This is a genomic window from Paenibacillus sp. FSL H8-0079 (assembly GCF_037991315.1).
GTDB lineage: Bacteria > Bacillota > Bacilli > Paenibacillales > Paenibacillaceae > Paenibacillus.
The window spans coordinates 1,013,648-1,034,650 of the sequence record NZ_CP150300.1; the positions used below are offsets into that span (position 1 = coordinate 1,013,648).

Sequence of the window (21,003 nt, forward strand, 5' to 3'; positions counted from 1 at the left end):
AGAGAAATATATTGAGGTAAACGGTAACTTTTTCCTGATCACAGCGTCTATATGGAAATAAATTCTAATGGATGGGGATGAACGAGAGTGAAGACGGATCCTGACTGGCAGAGAATAGGCTACAAATGGATTACCTTGACTGGAGTATCTGCTGTGTTGTTGACGGGATGGATGCTGCTGGATTCCAAAATGGTCGTGCTTGGAGGACAAGCTTCGGCTACAACGCCACAAGCGTTGGGGGCAAGTTCCCAAGCCTTAACTGCAAAGTTGGCTTACAAACAAGGAGAACCCGTTACGCTCATGAATGACATCCCTTTGTTCAAAAACAGAAGGGACGGCAGTGTGGCTGCTGACCAGATGGGGATTGAATACTATACGACGAAAAGCGAAAAGTATACCCTGGCATCGGTTCGTGGTGAGTGGATACAGCTCAAATCATCCGAGCATGGAGACTTTTGGCTGCCAAGTTGGTATGCGCTGAAGGGGAGCAGAAGCATGACGAAAACGGCTCCACAAAGCTTCACGCTTCAATCGGGCAGTAAGCTGTATCTGGCCCCGGGTAGTTCTACAACCTGGTCTTTTGAGAAAAAGCTAACAGATAAAGCTGTTATTGTTGCAGCGTGGGATGGATGGTATGGCATCTCCATTGCCCCACGAATCTGGAATAAGGAATCGTCCACTTATCGCCCTGTACTGCTCTGGATCAAGGAAAAGGATATCAAACAACGAATGAATGTGGCTGATGGCTGGTTCAATCAGGAGACATCGCTGCCGACTTCGGTTATACGCCATCTGACAGATATGAAGCTGAACAAGGCAACCACCTCCAAACAAATGGCTGGGTGGTTAGGCGAGCCGGATTGGAAAGAGAGTTCAAGCAATTTGAATGATACGGGTTATCCAATGAGTATTGGACAGACTTGGAGATATGAGCGGGAAGATGCACAATTTCTGGTCACATTCAACAAGAATGGCAAGGTGGTCAGGACACGCTGGAATCTACCACAGGATATACGAAATGCTGTGGTTTCCGATTGGAACATCAGTCGGGCGGATGAATATGAATTCACGACAAAAATTTATGGCACAACGCTTCCGCTGACAATCCCCTGGAAACCGATATGGACTAACCGTGGTGATATTAATTACACTTTTTTACAAGCAGCCACGGATGACGTACTTCTGATGAAAGGGGATGACGGTGGATTTAGCGGGGATTACTACGAAGGTTCCATATATGCTCTTGACCGACATACGGGTCAGAAATTATGGGGAATTAATGGAGGCTTTGGAAGACAGCAAGCAGAGGTGGATACAGCACGCCAATACGTTACAATCTACAACGATTATGACCCTGATAAGAAAAAATACGTGGATCGTATTCGTCATCTGAACTTGAAGAACGGAAAGGTCACGTGGACGTACACCCCTAAGCAAAATTTCAGACTAAATGGCATTACCGCTGCGAAGAACGTCGTGGTTGTGGACAGCCCTGTTGTTGAGAGCTCAAGCAACAGCTGGTTGATGGTTCTGGACAGTGCGAATGGAAAAACATTGTGGACGCGAAAACTGGCTACGGGTTATGAATTATTGAACAAGAGTGCAGATGACCCTTATGTGTTGTACTGGGAAAAGAATAAACTGGTTGCAGCCGATCCGCAATCAGGCCGAACCGTATGGAGCTTGAAGGCCAAACGATCCACCATAGAACAACTTGGGAATGATCCATATTTTGATGGAATCGAACGTCTGGATCCCTTTGCAACCACGAATGCTGAAAGATGGTTATCGCTAGATAATCAGTGGCTGCTGCTTGATCTGAACACGGGGAAAAAGCTTGCCCAATTTCCTGCTCGGGTAGGACAGAGATTTGAGGAGCTGAACGATGGCATGCTGCTGATCCGTGAGAACAAAAACGGCGATCATTACGGAAAATATGAAGATTTTACAACCACCCTGTACGATGCCAAGACCGGCAAAACACGCTGGATGCTCAAGGGCAAGATTGAACGAGGACTGGTGGAAGAGGATCAGTTGTATGTAATTAAGAACGGTTACCCAGCGGCTTTGGATTATAAAACGGGGGAGACGCGTTGGAATGCCAAAGATACGATTGCAACGCTAAGGTATCCGACGAATCAGGGAAGTTACCTGATCATTGATGATCAGTTGCTGTTGCCCATGGACGAGAATCTGCTCGTATTGAATAAAAAGAATGGGGCATTGCTAGGTCGTGTACATGACGTTGTGATGGGAAGCCCGGAGCACCGGGACCGGGATGCGAAGAATGGAATGATTAACCGAATCGGAAATGAAGTGTATGTGGGTTCGTCCAACGGACGTTTTCGTGTATATGAAGCCAGCCGCCTTCAGGAGGCAATCTCACCTTAAAAGCTTGTCTCGCAAGGGATGTTGATTTATTATAAATGAACAGGCTTGCTCGCGCTCCGGTTATCGGCTGTGCGGGCTTTCTTCATGTGTTCTTGAAGAACCATGCATGATCATTCACGGGAGGACTCTCCATGATCTCATTATATGGTGTAAGCAAACGTTATAACGAGCGCGGTTCCCGTGCAGATCAGGGATTCGAAGCATTAAGCTCGGTGTCCCTCGAAGTGGGACAAGGAGAAATACATGGCATCATCGGATCGAGTGGAGCAGGTAAATCCACGCTTCTGCGGATGCTCAACGGATTGGAAAAGTCGGATGATGGTGAGGTTGTTGTGAATGGGCAGCACCTGACCCAGATGAATGAACAGAGTCTGCGCCAGGCACGTAGATCCATTGGCATGATCTTTCAACATTTCAATCTTGTCAGTAACCGAACGGTGAGTGGTAATGTCTGCATGCCATTGGAACTCGCAGGTATATCCCGTGCTCAGCGAGTTGAGCGTGGACTTGAGGTACTGCGGTTTGTTGGACTGGAAGACAAGGCAGATCAATATCCAGCACAACTTAGCGGAGGACAGAAGCAGCGTGTAGCGATTGCCCGAGCACTTGCCAGTCGTCCGGATGTGCTGCTCTGTGATGAACCGACCTCTTCGCTTGATCCACAGACCACAAACGGTATCTTGGATGTGCTTCGTCATATCAATGAAACGCTGGGCGTGACCATTGTTGTAGTGACGCATGAGATGGAAGTGGCTCGTAGACTATGTCATAGAATATCGGTGATGAAGGATGGGCGACTCGTTCGAACGTTGTCTAAAGCTGAAGTGAGCAGTATCCCTGCTCCACAGCCTGATCTGCTGACCTCCTTGCTTGCGGGTGACGAATACGGGATGACAGGATCGTCTTGGTTACGTCAGGCAGAACAGGAGGACAAGTCATGAAGATACCTGAGTCTGTGCTAAAGTATCAGCATGAGATATGGCAGGCGATCGGAGAGACTTTTGTCATGGTGGGCATCTCCATTGCGGCAGCTGTTCTGATTGGGTTACCTCTGGGTACACTGCTGTACTTATTCCGGAGAGGACAACGGTATCAGAATCAAACGTTGTCCTTTGTACTCGGTAGTGTCGTCAACATCGTTCGTTCGTTTCCGTTCTTACTGCTGGTTGTATTCATGATTCCATTCACACGGATCGTCGTGGGAACGTCCATCGGTACACTGGCGGCTACCGTGCCACTCTCGATCATTGCGATTGCCTACTACGCCAGACTGGTGGAACAAGCGTTGCTGGATGTACCCAAAGGAGTGGTTGAAGCGGCCGCATCCATGGGAGCATCGACGATGCAACTTGTGGTGAAATTCTTGTACGTGGAGGCACGATCTGGCCTTGTACTGGGACTCACGACAGCTACGATTAGCTTCATCTCCTACTCGACGGTGATGGGCATCGTAGGTGGCGGCGGGGTTGGCGATTTCGCCATTCGCTACGGTTATCAGCGCTTCGAAACGGAGATTATGGTATTTACGATCATCATTATGATTATCCTGGTACAGATGATCCAATTCACAGGTAGCAGACTGTCCCACTGGCTGGATCGCAGATCCTGAACGGTTGGACCGTGCATTATCACGAATAACCAATACAGATTATACGATGAGGGGTAGACAGGACATGAAAGCAAAAATGATGCTTATGTTGCTCGCAGTGATGCTGGTTGTAGCTGCTTGTGGACAAAAAGAAGAAACACCTGCGGCTGAAGGAACAAAGGAAGACACACAAGCTGCACAAGAAGTTACGCTGAAAGTAGCCACGTTGATTCCACCGATGACAGATGTACTGGATATTGTTAAACCGCTGTTGAAGGAAGATGGCGTCAACTTGGAAGTTGTCGTGCTGTCCGATAATGTTCAGCCGAATACGGCACTCGCGAACAAGGAAGTGGATGCAAACTTCTTCCAGCACGTACCTTACATGACCCAATATAATGAAGCGAACAATGCCAATCTGGTGGCTGTACAGCCTATCTATAATGCCATCTATGGAGGTTACTCCAAAAAGTATAAATCCATTGAAGAAGTGCCAGAAGGTGCAACGATCGCCATTGCGAACGATCCTTCCAACATTGGTCGCTCTCTTGTAATGCTGGAGCAGAACGGACTGATCAAGCTGAAAGAGGGCGTAGGTTTTAACGCCACACAGGCAGACATCACCGAGAATACGAAGAACTTCAAGTTCGAGGAAGTGGACTTGTTGATGCTGGCTCGCATGATGGATGATGCTGATCTGGTAGCCATGACTCCGGCATATGCCAGCCCGCTCGGTCTCACACCGAAAAAGGATGCATTGTTAACCGAGAAGGATGATTCCCACTTTGCTATCACTATGGTTGCTCGTGAGGATAACAAGGACTCCGAAGCCATTCAGAAGTTGGCTAAGCGCATGGCGGGTCCAGAGGTCAAAGCCTTCTTCGAAGAGAAGTACGCAGATATTGCTATCCCGGCATTTGAATAGAGAATATGTAGTCCAAATGTGAACACCCTTTGAGATCTGAGCGATAACGCTTGGGTCTTTTTTTTATGAAATCCGCGGGGCTATTAATAAGTGTTTAGAAACTTAACACTTTGGTCATACCGCTGATTTACTTTATTTAATAGTTTTTTCGTATAATTTGTTTGAAAGTAGTTCTTTAGGATTATAAATTAAGAGATTCAAGTAATTTATTTGGTGCGAAAAATGTCTTTTACGAGAGGTAAGACCTAGTTTTTAATATCTTGAGGAAGAGGAAAGTTGACCTGCACTTTATGAGAGCTAGATCAAGTAGAACTATAAATTAATCTGGAAGAGGTAGAGAAATTTGTCCCGAAAAAATAGCAAATCGACCTGGTTCAACAAGATGCATAAGAACTTTAAAACGAAGCTGGTGGTGTCCTTTATTGCGTTCTTGGCCATTCCTTCGTTAAGTATTGGCGTTTTATCGTATAGCAGTGCGAAGGGTGAAGTGGAGAAACAAATTTTACATAGTGCGATGGAAAACGTGAACCTTGCCAGTGCAACCATTGACCTTTCGATCAATGCCAAGCGCAATCACATTGAATACTCTGCGAGTACACTCGCAGAGGAATTACGTCAAGAAGATGCCGAGGTTCGGGTCGTGAATGAATTGAAGGGATATGCTGCGCAGAACACCGATATTATCACCATAGGTGTGGGAACAGAAGCGGGTGTGTATCTGATGTCCTCCGATGCGGAGATGCCTGAAGATTACGATCCGCGAACGAGACCATGGTATACGGAAGCGATGGGAAATCCGGAACAGGTAATTGTAACAGATCCTTATATTTCTGCCGAGACGAATGAGATCACAATCACGATTGCCAAGGCACTGAATGACCAATCAGGTGTGGTCCAACTGGATCTCGATCTGTCAAATATCAGTACCTTGGTGAGCGGCATTAAAGTAGGAGAACAGGGTTATCTAATTCTGCTGGATGCTAGCGAAAAGTATATCTATCATCCGACGGTACAACCCGGTACAGATGCAACAGAAGATTTTTGGACACAAGTGTATACGAATGAATCCGGCAACTTCAACTATACCTTTGATCAGGCTGATAAAGTCATGTATTATGCTACAAATGCATCCACAGGATGGAAGGTCGCTGGCACCATGTTTTCTTCTGAAGTAGAGGATGCGGCTGCACCTATCCTGAATCGAATGATCATCGTCATTGTGTCCTGCCTCGCCGTGGGTATTTTGATTATCTGGCTGGTCATGCGATCTATCATTAAACCGATCCGTCAGTTAAAGGACCAGGCGATTCAGGTGAGCGAAGGGGATCTAACCCAAACGATTACTTCCACAAGCCATGATGAAATTGGTGAACTAAGTGATGCTTTTGGCAAAATGCAGCACAATCTGCGTGTACTGATACAGAATGTGGAAAACAGCGCCAGTCAGGTGGTCATCTCATCGGATGAAATGACTCAGAGTGCGGAATCAACCAGTGCAGCCAGTGAACAGGTAGCGCGAGCCATTCAGGAAATTGCGAGTGGTGCGGAGAAGCAGACCCAAGGTATTGACCATAACCATCAGGCCATGAATGAAATCACGATCGGAATTACACGAATTGCCGAACGTTCCATACAAGTTGCTGATTTGGCGAAACATACAACCGTACAAGCGGAAGAAGGCGGCAACACCGTCAAGCAGACGGTGGGTCAGATGCACTCGATTCAAGAAACGGTAGCGCAGACGAATCAGATAATTCAGGCGTTATATGAACGATCACACCAGATTTCAACGATCACGGAGTTAATCGGAAGTATAGCTAAGCAGACAAACCTGCTCGCGCTGAATGCATCCATTGAAGCTGCTCGTGCAGGTACGCATGGGAATGGATTCGCCGTTGTAGCAGCAGAGGTTCGGAAGCTGGCAGAGCAGTCTGGGCAGTCCGTAAGTGAAATTACCGTGCTGACTACGGCAGTACAGGAAGACATGGCTGCTTCCGTTCGCATGATGGAAAAAGTGACCACAGAGGTTGGAGAGGGCATGGAAATCTCCACAGAGGCGATTCGGAAGTTTGAACGTATTCTGGATAGTATGCGGGAAACGACACCTCAGATTGAAGAGATTGCAGCCACTTCTCAAGAGATCACAGCAGGTGTACAGGAGGTATCTGCTGTGTCCAATGAGCTGGCAGGCATTGCTTCAGGTAACGCAGCGGCCTCCGAAGAAGTGGCCGCTTCTTCGGAGGAGCAGTTGGCAGCAATGGAGCAGATTTCTGCCTCGGCTCGGGGCCTTTCTTCCATGGCTGAAGAGCTGCAACGCCTCATTAGACAGTTTAAATATTAAACGGGTATGCAGCAGTAGCAGAGAGTCTCACACAGGGACGGCATCACATCATGTTTCATCAGAGGGAGTGGATAACCATGCAACTAGAACTCAGAGCCTTCTTACTGCTAATGGATGCGGTTATGATTACAGATGAGGATGGTGTGATTCTTGATGTGAATTCCGTTTATGTTACCAAAACGGGATTCTCACGGGAGCACACGGTAGGTCAGCCTGCCCGATTGTTAATGGATACCCACTGGAGAGGCAACCAGACCTGGTCTGGCGTTGCCAAACTGATGAAGGCTAATCAGGAAGTGTGGAATGCCCAAGTCACGATTACATCGGTACATTTGGATGATTCTCTCTTTTATATCAGCATATTTAATGATGAACTTTCATGAGAAAAAAACGTTATCTAGCGATAAGTGTATGTTAGCTGAAAGGTTATGTTATTTTCAAAAAAATGGTCCATATCGTCGATTGAATAAGGGAGCCTGGCATACTATGATTTGTATACTGGGGAACTGCGATCGTGAATCCGGCAACATTCATTGAATGCATGAATTCCTGAATTCGTATTGTGGACGGTGACCATTTGCTACGCGATCTTGTATTAAATTTTACGCTGATTTTGATCTTTGTTTTCCTGATTCATCATTATCTGAACCAAACAAATGCTACGAGAACATCTTCCATCACGACTCGGATTATTATTGGCATTGCACTGAGCATGTTGGGTACAGCGTTATATTATTTCTCCATTGTACTAAGTGATGGGACCATGTTGAATTTCCGGGCAAGTGTGTATCTGCTCGCCGCTTATTTTGGTGGAAGTGGCTCCGCAATCGTTACTTTTGTATTCATGTGGATTTTTCGGATTAATATGGGGCGTAATCCCTTGTTGGAGAACTGGCAGTATGCGTTGACAGAGTTGTTATTTGTTGTAGCCATATGTCTGATCTTCAAGTATGTCAGGGGATATATGCAGAAGTGGTTGTCCGGAGCGTTGCTGCTGATTACTGTGTATGAGTTAATTGTGGTAAAGACATATTCGCCTTCTTTATCCATTTTGGGGATGATTCTGCTTTTTCAATGTATTTGCTTTTTGGCGATTGTACTATGCCTGTACTATCTGAACCAAAATCATCGATACAGGCGATTGGTCATTCAAAGGGATCGGGAAATGCTGGAGATGCTTCGTATGCAGCCCGGCTTTACGTTTAAAATCCATAAACAGAACGGAAAATTCGAATATCTTTTACTTGAAGGAGAGATGCTCTCCCAGCTGGGCTTGGATATGAGTAGTCTGAAGCAAGATTACACATTGGGCACGTTGAACATTTTACCTCAGGAGAAGGTAGAGTTTCTGCGAAAGCAGTTTAACCGGGCATGGGAAGGGGAATCTTTTTTTTACGAGATTGAGCATGAAGGTTATTATTCACTGGTGAAAGTTCGGCCTTTGCGAGAAGATGGTGTGGTGAAGTATGTCATGGGATATGGACTTGATATTACGGAGCACAGAGCAGTTAAACGAAGAATTCAAGAGAGTGAAGAGCGATATCGAACACTTGAGCGAGTGTCGGCAGACTGGTTTGTCGGTTTGGATAGCAACAGGTGTATTGTGTCGGTTAATCAGAAATTTCTGGATGTTCTCGGTCTCGACAGGCATGAAGTGATCGGACATCAGCTTGAAGAATTGTTGTTCATTGAGCAGTCGGAGAACTGGTTGTTCATTTTCCAAAAAGCCTTACACCACAATATAGTCCAGGAGACGGAACTGAGTTTTATTGTTGGAGAAGGTCATGAGCAGCATGTTCGGGTTCATCTATATCCGGATAAAGCGCTTAACTCAAGTGAGAAAATTAAGGCAGTTATTCATGATATTTCGGATCAGTATAAACGTGTTAAGGCCGACAAAGCCAGCCAGGCGAAAAGTGAGTTTCTTGCCTTCATGAGTCACGAGATTCGCACCCCACTGAGCGGCATTATCAGCTTTTCGTTGTTGCTTCAACGGACAGATCTATCCCCACAGCAATTGGATTATTTAAGTAAAATCAACGCGTCCTCCCAGAACATGCTTACCCTCTTGAATGATATTCTTGATTTTTCGAAAATTGAGGCAGGCAAGCTGACTTTGGAGAAGGTTTCTTTTTCACCAGAGGATGTATTCAAGCGTATGGCTGATCAGATCGGTGTGGCTATCGGGCACAAAGACATCGAAGTGATCTTTACAACCGATTCCGATCTGCCGTTAACGGTGATTGGTGATCCGTTCCGACTTGAACAGGCGTTATTGAATCTGCTGAGTAATGCGATTAAATTTACGGAGTATGGATATGTAACATTGCGGGCAGAGGTGCTTTCATTAGAAGCGGAGCAAGTTCAGGTCCGTTTTGAGGTAGAGGATACGGGGATTGGCATCTCACCTGAACAAATGGAACGGCTTTTTGTCCCGTTTACTCAAGCGGAACCTTCGACGTATCGAACATATGGTGGTTCTGGACTTGGGCTGGTGATCTGTTATCTTCTGGTGACCTCCTTGGGAGGAAACTTGCGTGTGGATAGTGTGCTGGGAGAGTACAGTCTGTTTTCATTTGACTTGATATTTGAACTTGCAGATACGGAAGAAGAGAGTTCCTTTCTGCAAACATTCCCTTTGCTCTATTGTGTGAATGATGTGGTTATCATTGAAGAGGATGAACGGATGGGCGAAAGTCTGAAGCAGATGCTCTACTCATTCGGAATGAAGCCGACAGTGTATCCTTCCTTGAGCCATATGATAGAGAGCGATTGGTGTGTATCTCATGCAGATGGGGCAAGTTCCCTGTTAATGATGATGGATATGGATGCAGAGGACACCATCAACGGGTCGTCATGGGACAAATTCATGAAGCGATTGAATCGAACCAAATTTCAAATGGTGGGTTATACCCATGCCTTTAGTGATAATGCCTTGTGGAGTGAGGAGAGGTCCTTCCGCCCGGATATGATGATGATCAAACCGATTACACGTCTGGGGTTGTTCGAAGTGTTACTTGCACTTCAGGGTGAAGGGCCACTGGAGAACCATCGGAGGGTAGAAGGCGAAGAACCCTATTTGCTCAAATCCAAAGGGCATATTCTGATCGCTGAGGACCAAGAAATCAATCAACTGGTTATTCGAGCGATGCTGGAACATATGGGATTCGAGGTGACGCTGGCAGACAGTGGCACAGAGGTTCTGAAGAAATTGGGCGAACAAACATGGGAACTGATTCTGATGGATATGTATATGCCCGAAATGAATGGAATGGATGCAACGCGACACATTCGCAAGATGAGGCAATATGATCGTACGCCCATTATCGCGCTAACAGCGAATAGTCTGCAAATAGATCATGAGACTTGCTTTGAGGTTGGCATGAATGCCATCCTGACGAAACCGATTCATGAACAACAGATGACAGATACATTGGAAACATGGATTGATGTGAAAGGCATACGAGAGATCAGTGGAATTGATGCAGATAAGGCGATTAGGCAGATGGACGGCAAGCCGCATATTCTGCAATATGCGCTCACGAAATTCAGAATAGAATATGGCTCGTTTCAGAAAAAACTTACGATTCAGCTTCAGCAGCAGCAGATTGCTGCTGTGATCCGCAACGTTCATTCACTCCGTGGCGTATCTGCCAATCTGCATGCAGTGGACCTGTTACGTCCGGTTCTTCAACTGGAATCGCTCTTGTCCCGTCCGTTATTCGAAGAAGAGGAATTGAATTTGGTATTGGAGAAGGTACAACAGGAGATTGATATTATTACCGGGTCTCTGCCATGGTGAACGAGCTGAATGAAGCTGTGTTGTGTTAAGGTGTGAACTTATATCCGACCCCCCAGATGGTTTGAATAAATTGGGGGTTTTTCGGGTTGTCCTCAATTTTTTTGCGAAGCTTGGTAATGTGTACATCTATGGTGCGATCATTAATGTAGGCATCAATACCACGAATGGCTTCAATTAGGGCATAACGACTGTAGACTTTGCCGGGATTGAGGACAAACAGCTTCATGATCTCAAATTCCGAAAACGTCATTTCGACTCGCTGGTTATCCAATAGTACGGTCCTTCGGGCCAGGTCCAGAGATATTCCGGTTTCCTGTTCAGTAACAATAGGGTTGTTCAATATGGAGTAGCGACGTAATACAGCCTCAATACGTGCCTTCAGTTCCTGCATGCTGAAAGGTTTGCATACATAGTCATCAGCCCCATCGGTTAACGATCGAATCCGCTCCGCCACTTCGGTTAACGAAGAGATGACGATGATGGGGATGGCCGTATGTTGGCGCATGAGAGAACAAGGATTCTTATCTCCGGAATCAGGGAGCATCAAGTCAAGAAGCAGGATATCAGGCCGCGCTTGAAGCTGTAGAAGACCATCTCTTGCGTTATCGACACGGATAACATCATACCCTTCACCTTGTAAATACAGGGATAATGTATCACCTAACATGTTGTCGTCCTCTATGATAAGCACTTTGGTCATGATATTCCTTTCTGAATCCACTTCGTGTAGAAGAACTAAGATCCATGGGTTAGCTTAATATCCCTGATAATGTATACCCTGATAATTAGAACATGCAACAGGAGGAGGTCAAGATTCCAACATGACTCGCCAAGAAGGTGGAGGCTCCGATTCATTAATTGCCAAGATATCAGTTAGCTTCACGCTCGATCAGGCGCATGAGTTTGCGCTCGGTAGCGGTGTCTGGTGCCGGCGTGTATACACTGCATCGCAGATCGGAGCTGCCTTGAACCTGCAACGAAGTCAGATCAAACAACATTTTGCCTGCTTTGGAATGTCTGAATTCGATTAACACATCCGGGGCACTGCTGACACTGCTTTGTTTCCAGAGGGTATGAAAATCGGGATGTCTGTTCATCATGTCATCCAGAAATAAATTATACCATTCATCATCGACATACTGACCATAATAAGCACGAAAAATCGCCAGAAATCCGCTAACAAAATCCTCCCAGTTCACCGCGAGCCTGCGAAATTCCTTTCGATCAAATAACAGACTGATCATATTCCGCTGTTCGGGGGGAATCTGTTCAAAATCCATAAAAACATGACGGGCTGCATCATTCCAGCCTACAATGTAACAACGCCGATCCGAGATCACGGTAGGACAGTGGTGAAGCTCTTGCAAGATTTTCTGCAGGGAAGGGTGAAGTTGAACAGGTTCTTCTTCCAGCGTGGGCAGCTCCGAGTGATGTTCCATAGCGAGCGAAAACAGATATTTTCGTTCATCCGCAGTAAGCCTTAGTGCTGAAGCAATGTTGTCCAATACGGAATGAGATACCTGAATATCCCGACCTTGCTCAAGCCAGGTATACCACGTTGTACTTACTCCTGCCAGTTGGGAGACTTCTTCTCTCCTCAGCCCAGGCGTTCTGCGCCGACTTCCGGTGGGTAAACCGACCGATTCGGGTGAAATTTTGGAACGCTGTGTTTTCAGAAAAGTGGACAGGGCTTGTAGCCTGACATCGTAGTTCAATCCATCACCTTCGATCCTCGTTATCATGGTAGTCATTATACTATTATAATTGACAACTTGTAATAGGATATTCGAAAGTGCACTATTAGTGGCAGAGCGTAAGAGTAAGGTAGACAACAGCGCTGAAGGAGGATGGACATGGAACGAGTCGTGATTACAGGAATGGGAGTCATCTCTCCTTTGGGAAATGATGTAGATACATTCTGGAATGGATTAATTGAGGGTAGATCCGGGGTATCGCCTATAGAGCATTTTGATACAGCTTTGTACAAAACCAGAATCGCTGGCGTGGTCCGTGACTTTGATGGTGAAGAGCGTTTTGGACGCAAGGAAGCAAGGCGCATGGACCGATTCGTTCAATTTGCTGTTGCTGCTGCGGATCAGGCTGTATCGCAATCGGGTCTCGTGATGGAGGAACTGGATCGCGAACGCGTAGGTGTATATATTGGTTCAGGCATAGGCGGCATCCAGACATTGATGGAACAAGGCAAGGTCCTGTCCGATCGGGGACCTGCGCGAGTTAGCCCAACACTGGTACCGATGATGATCTCCAATATGGCTGCGGCTATGGTCAGTATGAGATTTGGTTGCTGGGGGCCGACATTATCGCCAGTAACGGCTTGTTCCATTGGCAATACAGCCATTGGAGAGGCTTTCCGGCTTATCCGACATGGTGGAGCCGATGTCATTATTGCTGGAGGAACAGAAGCAGCTGTAACCGAAGTGTCGCTGGCAAGCTTCGGTAATGCGACAGCGTTGTCTACACGAAATGAAGCGTTCCAAGCAGCCAGCCGTCCATTTGATGCAGGGAGAGACGGTTTTGTCATGGCGGAGGGCGCCGGAATTCTGGTCGTGGAATCACTGTCTCATGCTCTGGCAAGAGGGGCGAATATTCTTGCCGAAGTGATTGGATATGGTGCCAGTTCAGATGCGTATCATATGGTAGCTACCCATCCGGAAGGGCGGGGTGCATATCTGGCGATGAAAGCATCACTGAAAGAGGCTCAGATTGGACCTGAAGACATTGATGTGATTAACGCTCATGCCACCAGTACGGAGGCGGGTGATCTGTCTGAGACGAGAGCCATTAAACAACTTTTCGGAACAGCTGCCTATGACATTCCGATTACGGCGAATAAATCCATGACGGGGCATATGCTTGGTGCAGCAGGTGGTGCGGAGGCGATCTCACTTATTCAAAGTCTGCGGCATGGCATCATTCCTCCAACTATTAATCAAGAGCAGAAGGACCCCGAATGTGATCTGGATTACGTACCCAACGAGGCAAGAGAAGCAGAGCTGCGGATTGGGATGTCTAATTCCTTTGGCTTCGGTGGACATAATGCCGTTATTGTTCTTCAAAAATACCCATCTTAAGCCAAAAAACAGCCTTAAGTAGAAAGAACAGCGTAGCCCCATAGGGCTGCGCTGTTCTAGGGTTAATCCAGGGTCATCTACAACCACCGCACCATTGGTTAACGGCCGAGTGGTTGTACGCCTCAGGAAGAGAGGGATGTCGAGTCGGCCATGCCTTTGTTGCCTCGGCTCAGCCAGCTTACACGCCAGCGGGATTGCATGAAGAGAACGAGGATTAGGGAAGCTGCTGCAATCAGGCTAAGAATGACAAAGCCTGGCGTATAGGATTGATAGCTGCTATACAGTTGACCGAGAATCAGTGGCAGTGCATATCCGCCCAATCCGCCTGCGGCACCTACAATACCTGTCATCAGACCAATCTCGTTACCGAAGCGTTGGGGAACCAGTTGGAACACCGAGCCATTTCCGGCGCCCAGACACATCATGCCGAGGAATAACATGACTACCACAACAGGAAGTGGTGGCATGAAGGATACACCGATCAACATGATACAGGCTCCTGTGTACAGGAAGGTCAGCATACGGGTTCCACCAATTTTGTCCGCCAGGTATCCCCCAACAGGCCGGAAGAAACTACCTGCGATTACACAGAAGGTGGTAATGTCTGCGGCACGAACAGGAGAGAGTCCATACTGGGTGTTGAAGAAGATGGTGAGATAGTTACATAATCCAACGAAACCACCAAAGGTTACACAATAGAAGGCACAGAATACCCAAGCATCTTTTTGTTTAAGCAGACTTCCGTATTGCGACAATTTCTTGGGTTCAGGCCGGTTAGGGCTATTCTTGGCAAAGATAGAAAAGAGAATGAATACGATAACGATCGGTATAATAGCAAGTCCGAATACAACTTCCCAGCTGCCAAAATGCGTAGCCAAGCGATTGGCAAACAACGTTGCGAGTACGGTTCCGCTGTTACCTGCCCCGGCAATACCCATGGCCAGACCCTGATGCTCTTTGCCATACCATTGGCCTGCGAGAGGTAGCGCAGCAGCAAAGGAGGCGCCTGCGACACCCAGCAAGAGTGCCACCACGTACAGTTGGCTTAAAGAGTCGACCCATAGCCAGCCGAGTAATAAAGGAACAAGAGTGACGAGCATCCCGATCTGTGCGGTCAGTTTCGGACCAATATAATCAGACATGAAGCCAAGCACAAGGCGCAGGATGGAGCCGCCGAGAATAGGCAATGCGACCAGATTGGCCTTTTCCAGCGGTGTCATCGGATAATCCAATGCAATGACAACTGCGAGTGGACCAAGCATCCCCCATATCATAAAACTGATGTCAAAATACATAAACGCCCCGAAGAGGGTGGGCTTATGCCCGCTTTTCCAAAAACTTTTGCTCTCCATCATCCATCATCGCTCCTCATCCAATTGAGATCTTCGTAATTTGTCTATGTGCTTGTGGAGGCAGAAAAAGGCCGCAATTCGTCCAGATAAGAACGATTTGCGGCCCCGTTGCCGACAGGCGGTACACGTCATTGTGTTCCCGCATCTGAGTTGATCACAGCACTGTGATTTTGATTCAAATTATAATCAAGTGAAAATAGATATGTCAACAAAATTTACACGTAATTTTAAATAATTCATTTTTTAATCGCATTTCATATTTATGATGTTAATTTAGTTGACATATGATTGAGATTCCCTTAATCTGAATCTAATATGAATCCACACAATGGCGTGTGGATTCCGGAGGCAACGGTGCCCTTTTCCGAATCATGGAGAAGGGATTTTTCTGTTTATTTTCAGGTGAGAGAGATAGATAGGGGGCAGCCCATGAGCAGAAGCAAACTGGTGATTATCGGGAATGGCATGGCTGGAGTGAAGTGTGTCGAAGAGATTATCGCACTGGAGCCTGATACGTATGAGATTGTAATTTACGGCAATGAACCCCGTCCCAACTACAATCGGATCATGTTATCGAAAGTATTGCAGGGTGAGCATTCGTTACAGGATATCATTATCAATGATTGGACCTGGTATGCGAAGCATCATATACGGCTATGTACAGGTGAAACGGTACACCGGATTGATACCCGTGGAAAATATATAGAGACTGAATCGGGACTAAAAGAAACATATGATGTTCTGATTCTGGCAACAGGGTCATCACCGTTTATCCCACCGATTCCGGGAATTGATAAAGAGCGAGTCATGTCCTTCCGAACCATTGATGATTGTACGCGCATGTCTGACTATTCCAAAGAATATCGGAAGGCCGCAGTCATTGGTGGCGGATTGCTGGGACTGGAGGCGGCACGGGGGTTGCTGCATCTGGGTATGGAAGCTGTGGTGGTCCATAATGCACCTTACATTATGAACCGACAGTTGGATCAGAAAGCGGCCTCAATGCTTCAACAGGAGCTTGAAGATCAGGGCATGTCCTTCCTGTTGGCCAAAAATACGCAGAAAATTACCGGACGATCGCAGGCCCAGGGACTGCTGTTCACAGATGGTTCCAAGCTTGAAGCTCAGGTTGTCATTGTCGCTGTAGGGATTCGGCCGAATGTGGATCTGGCCAGACGAAGCGGGATCGCCACCAATCGGGCAATTATGGTAGATGACTATATGCGCACCAGTGTACCGGATATTTACGCAGTTGGGGAATGTGCCGAACATCGGGGAATCAGTTATGGTCTGGTGGCCCCCTTATACGAGCAGGGGAAAGTACTCGCACGTACGCTCTGTGGACAGGAAACGCCTGAATACAAAGGATCAATTCCATACTCACAGCTGAAGGTATCGGGGGTTGATGTTTTCTCGGCCGGCGAGATCAGCGGGGAAGGCATGCAGACTGCAATTCAACATTTGGATGGCATTCAAGGCACATATAAAAAGGTGCTGATGCAGGCTGGCAAAGTGCGCGGAGCCATTTTATTTGGAGATATAGCCGAGGGAACGGCATTGCTTGGATTGGTGCAACGAGGTGCCGATGTGGCAGAATTGGCTCCGCGTGAAGGGTCCCCGGACCCGGCTGAGATGGCTGCTGCGGCATTACCGGCTCAAGAGACCGTATGTGCCTGCAACAATGTGACCAAGGCTACGATAATGAAGGCCATTCAGGAACAGGGTCTCGAAACGGCAGATCAGGTGAAGGAGCAGACCAAGGCGTCAGGTTCATGCGGTGGCTGTCGCCCGATGGTGGCTGCTCTGTTGAAACATACGCATAACCTGAAAAAAAGCGGGGGTACTGGAGTGGTAGCCACACCGGATAAACCTGCTCCAATGCCTGTATGCAGTTGTACGGAGCTGGGGCATGCAGAACTGAAGGAAATGCTGAATAACAGTGTTGGCCCCCGTAAAGTTCATGTGGATAGACACGATTATCAACCTGTAATATCTCTCAAGAGAGACCTACCTTTGATCCTGCAGAAGCTAGGTTGGGGTTCGGAGCTTGGCTGCACGGTATGTCGCCCAGTGATCCACTATTATTTGCAGGTATCCACTCGAACGATACATGATCAAGAGATTGAGAGTGCCCAAGAGATTCAGGTGCGCTGGGATAATCAGATCCCGCTTTCATCTTATGCGAGGGATGCGGGTGGCTTGGCAACACAGCTTCGTACGTATTGGATCGGCGCAGTGATGCCGTCACCCGTGAGTATAGGCGTCGCACCAGGGCCCGGGTCATTGGTGAGCGCACTGGTGCAGGATATTGGTTTGCTGGCTTCACCGGCTGGATGGGAGATTTACGCAGGCGGTCATGCTGAGCATCCGGTCAAGCAAGGTGGCTTGCTCGGGGTGGCTGAAACAGAGGTGCAGGCGGCGACACTCGCATCAGCGTGCCTCCAATGGTATCGCCAAACCGCCTGGTATGATGAGCCGTTATGGGCATGGACGGAGCGATTGGGATTCATGTCGATTCGAGAAACGCTGCTGGATGACCAGTTGCAGAGGGAACTTGCAGCTACACTTCATGCTGATATATAGATGAAAGGCGGGGATGGGAAGATGGGATTATCCGTGAGTTCAGAACCAACAGCCTCTAAGCTCTATGTAAAGGAAACCCAGTGTCCGTATTGCAGTGTGCAATGCAAGATGACGGTTGAAGAACTGGCCGCACCTGTTGCAGGCCAGCGTCGTGGTGAGTATACGGTTCAGGGCGTTCCGAATGAAGCCTCGCAGGGCAGGCTCTGTGTTAAAGGCATGAATGCTCATCAGCATGCACTCAGTGGACAACGATTAATGCATCCACTAATTCGTCGTAATGGCGAGCTTGAACCCTGTTCATGGGGCGAAGCCATTCAGAATATCGCTGAGCGGTTTCGACAATTGAAAGATTCATACGGAGCAGATACGGTCGGAGTATACGGAGGTGGATCTTTGACCAATGAGACAGCCTACCTGCTTGGCAAATTTGCCAGGGTTGCATTGGGGACAAAGTATATCGACTATAATGGACGGTTCTGCATGTCAGCTGCGGCTTCAGCTGGCAGTAAAGTGTTTGGGATGGACCGTGGATTGACGTTCCGCCTATCCGATATTCCCAAGGCGGGCTGCATTGTACTCGCAGGAACCAATATTGCTGAATGCCAACCTACCCTGTTACCCTACTTCAATCAGGCCAAGGAGAATGGGGCATTCATTATCGTTATTGATCCCCGCAAGACGGCAACCGCAACCATTGCCGATCTCCACTTGCAGGTGAAGCCCGGCATGGATGCTCTGCTGGCGGATACCATGTTGAAGGCGATTATGGATGCCGGATTGGTGGACCCTCATTTTATAGGTGAACGAACGCATGGGTACGAACAATTGATGCAAGAGTTAGCTGATCTGCAGCTCGAACAGGCGGCACAAGCATGTGGGGTGGATCTGGCCCTGATTCGTCAGGCGGCGATAGCCTATGGTGAGGCAGAGACAGGTATGATCATGACAGCGCGTGGTGTGGAGCAGCAGACAGATGGGCATATGGCCGTCAGGCATTTTCTGAACCTTGTGCTGGCGACTGGCAAAATTGGCAGAGAAGGCTGCGGATATGGTGCCATCACAGGACAAGGGAATGGGCAAGGTGGACGGGAGCATGGGCAAAAGGCTGACCAGCTGCCGGGCTATCGCTCCATTGAAAATGAAGCTGATCGTGCCTATGTGGCATCCGTTTGGGGCGTGGACCCTGCAAGTTTACCGGGTAAAGGGGTCTCGGCCTATGAGATGATGGAGAAGGTTCATGATCAGGAGATTCGGGCGTTGCTCGTAATGGGCTCCAACCCGGTCGTATCCAATCCCAATGTGCGTTTGGTGGAAGAAGGTCTGCGCAAGCTGGACTTTCTGATCGTGGCAGATATGTTTCTGTCTGAGACAGCGCGCATGGCTGATCTGGTTCTGCCAGTTACATCTTATATGGAGAATGAAGGCACACTCACCAATCTGGAGGGGCGTGTTCTACTCCGTGAACAGGGGCGACCTGCGCCGGGAGAGACGCTCGATGATTGGGATATATTATGCCGAATTGCTGCAAAAGTGGGCAAAGCCGCTTACTTTCAATATGACACTGCTGAGGATATCTTTAATGAGCTTCGGGTGGCGAGTCGTGGCGGAGTCGCTGATTACTATGGTATTACCTATGAGCGTTTGCGTACCGAGAAAGGGGTATACTGGCCGTGTTCTGCCCCGGAGGATCAGGGAGAAGGTTTGCTGTTCGGTGAACGATTCGCTCACCCGGATGGTAAAGCGGCATTCACATTCGAATCAAGCACAGGCTGGAATGATGTAACTCCGGAATTCCCCTTGATTCTGACTAATGGCCGTGTGCTTCCTCATTATCTTACAGGGGTGCAGACACATCGTAGTCCGGCACTGGCAGCCCGTGAATTGGAGAACTTCGTTGAACTTCATCCGGCTACCGCTGCCCGTCATCGCATTCACGATGGAGAATGGGTCGAGATTCAATCGGTGTACGGAAGCTTCACGGTACGTTCGCGCATCAAAGACTCCATTCGGGAGGATACTTTGTTCGTACCGATGCACTGGGGTGGCGTTCAAAATGTGAACCGGGCAACTCGACCGGAGCTGGACCCGTTCTGCCGAATGCCTGGGTTCAAGACAGCGGCCGTAACCATTCGACCGTTGCGATTGGCGAGATGATTCATACAGATTACAGGTAACCAGATGTCCTAATCTGCTCTAATGGTAGCTTAGCGGCTGCGCAGTCCCATATTTATATGAGACTGTGCGGCTTTTTTTGCGTATATGTACGCAAGTAGGCCATAGTTCCGTGGTTCCACGTAAACATGAGGATTGGCTCATGAATATGGATTGAATTTTGGTTATGATGTTCATTAGGGGTACATATGTACGCATTTTTGAATATATTTTGAGGCCGACAGCAGTTTCGAGTTTAGGTTATTACGCAACGTGGTATAGATATCGGAGCTTATGGAAGCTTCTTCAAATAGGGCAAGACATAGGGAGGGAACGCGGTGAACGTATGGATAACGGTAAAAAGTCTGGGTAAGCGCAAGCCGGCACTTGCCAAGCAAGCTGCCGAACTTCCGGAAACAACCCATACGCTGAGGCAGCTCATTGAGAATATGGTGGCACTGCAAGTGAACGCTCTTCAGGACAAGAAGCAACAGGCAGAATTGCTCGCTTATCTGATGCCGGATGATATTGAGGCACAGGGATCGGTGGGGAAAGTCGGGTTTGGCGCAGTATACAATGAGGGCGTTCCTGATCTGAATGGTGCGATGGAGACAGCTATAACCGCTTATGAGGATGGGTTGTACAAAGTGTTTCTCAACGATGAAGAATTGCAGGAACTGGACAAGTCCATGGTGATACAGGACGGCGATAACGTGGTGTTTATCCGTTTTACAATGCTTGCCGGACGTCTGTGGTAGAGAGTGATGAAGGAGGAGAA

At 47.8% G+C, this 21,003-nt stretch carries 14 protein-coding genes; 11 read left to right on the forward strand and 3 right to left on the reverse strand.

The window, feature by feature from the left end; genetic code table 11:
* Nucleotides 1-87: 87 nt before the first annotated feature.
* The 7 genes from MHI06_RS04505 to MHI06_RS04535 all read left to right on the forward strand — a co-directional run bounded on the left by MHI06_RS04505 (nucleotide 88) and on the right by MHI06_RS04535 (nucleotide 11,047).
* Nucleotides 88-2,391 (forward strand): PQQ-binding-like beta-propeller repeat protein, encoded by a 2,304-nt coding sequence (locus MHI06_RS04505; RefSeq protein ID WP_340400601.1) that lies wholly within the window; start codon nucleotides 88-90, stop codon nucleotides 2,389-2,391.
* Nucleotides 2,392-2,522: 131 nt separating this feature from the next.
* The gene (locus MHI06_RS04510; protein WP_340400602.1) at nucleotides 2,523-3,332 is read left to right on the forward strand and encodes an ATP-binding cassette domain-containing protein; all 810 of its coding nucleotides are present in this window, start codon (nucleotides 2,523-2,525) and stop codon (nucleotides 3,330-3,332) included.
* On the forward strand, nucleotides 3,329-4,000 hold the full coding sequence (locus MHI06_RS04515) for a methionine ABC transporter permease (RefSeq protein ID WP_340400603.1): 672 nt from the start codon (nucleotides 3,329-3,331) through the stop codon (nucleotides 3,998-4,000). The genes MHI06_RS04510 and MHI06_RS04515 overlap by 4 nt, the downstream gene beginning before the upstream one ends.
* A gap of 46 nt (nucleotides 4,001-4,046) precedes the next feature.
* Complete coding sequence (locus MHI06_RS04520) at nucleotides 4,047-4,904, forward strand: MetQ/NlpA family ABC transporter substrate-binding protein (protein ID WP_340400604.1); 858 nt, start codon at nucleotides 4,047-4,049, stop codon at nucleotides 4,902-4,904.
* 382 nt (nucleotides 4,905-5,286) lie between these two features.
* Nucleotides 5,287-7,245 carry a methyl-accepting chemotaxis protein gene (locus MHI06_RS04525; RefSeq protein ID WP_340402049.1) on the forward strand — a complete coding sequence of 653 codons (1,959 nt, stop codon included), beginning with the start codon at nucleotides 5,287-5,289 and terminating at the stop codon, nucleotides 7,243-7,245.
* Nucleotides 7,246-7,322: 77 nt separating this feature from the next.
* Nucleotides 7,323-7,628, forward strand: a complete 306-nt coding sequence (locus tag MHI06_RS04530; RefSeq protein WP_340400605.1) for a PAS domain-containing protein — start codon at nucleotides 7,323-7,325, stop codon at nucleotides 7,626-7,628.
* 194 nt (nucleotides 7,629-7,822) lie between these two features.
* The gene (locus tag MHI06_RS04535; RefSeq protein WP_340400606.1) at nucleotides 7,823-11,047 is read left to right on the forward strand and encodes a response regulator; all 3,225 of its coding nucleotides are present in this window, start codon (nucleotides 7,823-7,825) and stop codon (nucleotides 11,045-11,047) included.
* A gap of 25 nt (nucleotides 11,048-11,072) precedes the next feature.
* On the opposite strand, the gene MHI06_RS04540 is transcribed toward MHI06_RS04535, so the two are convergent.
* Together MHI06_RS04540 and MHI06_RS04545 are read right to left on the reverse strand one after the other, a co-directional pair.
* Nucleotides 11,073-11,747 (reverse strand): response regulator transcription factor, encoded by a 675-nt coding sequence (locus MHI06_RS04540; RefSeq protein WP_169482896.1) that lies wholly within the window; start codon nucleotides 11,745-11,747, stop codon nucleotides 11,073-11,075.
* A gap of 169 nt (nucleotides 11,748-11,916) precedes the next feature.
* Complete coding sequence (locus MHI06_RS04545; protein ID WP_340400607.1) at nucleotides 11,917-12,762, reverse strand: helix-turn-helix transcriptional regulator; 846 nt, start codon at nucleotides 12,760-12,762, stop codon at nucleotides 11,917-11,919.
* Nucleotides 12,763-12,900: 138 nt separating this feature from the next.
* Between MHI06_RS04545 and fabF the strand changes: the two genes are divergently transcribed.
* Nucleotides 12,901-14,139 carry a beta-ketoacyl-ACP synthase II gene (gene fabF, locus MHI06_RS04550; protein ID WP_340400608.1) on the forward strand — a complete coding sequence of 413 codons (1,239 nt, stop codon included), beginning with the start codon at nucleotides 12,901-12,903 and terminating at the stop codon, nucleotides 14,137-14,139.
* A 122-nt stretch (nucleotides 14,140-14,261) separates the two neighbouring features.
* Here fabF and MHI06_RS04555 read toward each other — a convergent pair whose 3' ends face one another.
* Complete coding sequence (locus MHI06_RS04555; protein WP_340402050.1) at nucleotides 14,262-15,491, reverse strand: nitrate/nitrite transporter; 1,230 nt, start codon at nucleotides 15,489-15,491, stop codon at nucleotides 14,262-14,264.
* Between the two features lie 429 nt (nucleotides 15,492-15,920).
* Between MHI06_RS04555 and nirB the strand changes: the two genes are divergently transcribed.
* The 3 genes from nirB to MHI06_RS04570 all read left to right on the forward strand — a co-directional run bounded on the left by nirB (nucleotide 15,921) and on the right by MHI06_RS04570 (nucleotide 20,983).
* Nucleotides 15,921-18,074, forward strand: coding sequence for a nitrite reductase large subunit NirB (gene nirB / locus MHI06_RS04560; protein ID WP_340400609.1), 2,154 nt, complete (start codon nucleotides 15,921-15,923; stop codon nucleotides 18,072-18,074).
* A 21-nt stretch (nucleotides 18,075-18,095) separates the two neighbouring features.
* Nucleotides 18,096-20,228 carry a molybdopterin oxidoreductase family protein gene (locus MHI06_RS04565; RefSeq protein ID WP_340400610.1) on the forward strand — a complete coding sequence of 711 codons (2,133 nt, stop codon included), beginning with the start codon at nucleotides 18,096-18,098 and terminating at the stop codon, nucleotides 20,226-20,228.
* 335 nt (nucleotides 20,229-20,563) lie between these two features.
* The gene (locus MHI06_RS04570; protein ID WP_340400611.1) at nucleotides 20,564-20,983 is read left to right on the forward strand and encodes a hypothetical protein; all 420 of its coding nucleotides are present in this window, start codon (nucleotides 20,564-20,566) and stop codon (nucleotides 20,981-20,983) included.
* Nucleotides 20,984-21,003: the final 20 nt, after the last annotated feature.

Excerpts from the sequence above, each read along its gene's own strand:
- MHI06_RS04530 (WP_340400605.1), top strand. The coding sequence starts at position 7,323 with ATGCAACTAGAACTCAGAGCCTTCTTACTGCTAATGGATGCGGTTATG.
- MHI06_RS04555 (WP_340402050.1), bottom strand. The coding sequence starts at position 15,491 with ATGGAGAGCAAAAGTTTTTGGAAAAGCGGGCATAAGCCCACCCTCTTC.
- MHI06_RS04540 (WP_169482896.1), bottom strand. The coding sequence starts at position 11,747 with ATGACCAAAGTGCTTATCATAGAGGACGACAACATGTTAGGTGATACA.
- MHI06_RS04520 (WP_340400604.1), top strand. The coding sequence starts at position 4,047 with ATGAGGGGTAGACAGGACATGAAAGCAAAAATGATGCTTATGTTGCTC.
- MHI06_RS04565 (WP_340400610.1), top strand. The coding sequence starts at position 18,096 with ATGGGATTATCCGTGAGTTCAGAACCAACAGCCTCTAAGCTCTATGTA.
- nirB (WP_340400609.1), top strand. The coding sequence starts at position 15,921 with ATGAGCAGAAGCAAACTGGTGATTATCGGGAATGGCATGGCTGGAGTG.
- MHI06_RS04510 (WP_340400602.1), top strand. The coding sequence starts at position 2,523 with ATGATCTCATTATATGGTGTAAGCAAACGTTATAACGAGCGCGGTTCC.
- MHI06_RS04515 (WP_340400603.1), top strand. The coding sequence starts at position 3,329 with ATGAAGATACCTGAGTCTGTGCTAAAGTATCAGCATGAGATATGGCAG.
- fabF (WP_340400608.1), top strand. The coding sequence starts at position 12,901 with ATGGAACGAGTCGTGATTACAGGAATGGGAGTCATCTCTCCTTTGGGA.
- MHI06_RS04525 (WP_340402049.1), top strand. The coding sequence starts at position 5,287 with ATGCATAAGAACTTTAAAACGAAGCTGGTGGTGTCCTTTATTGCGTTC.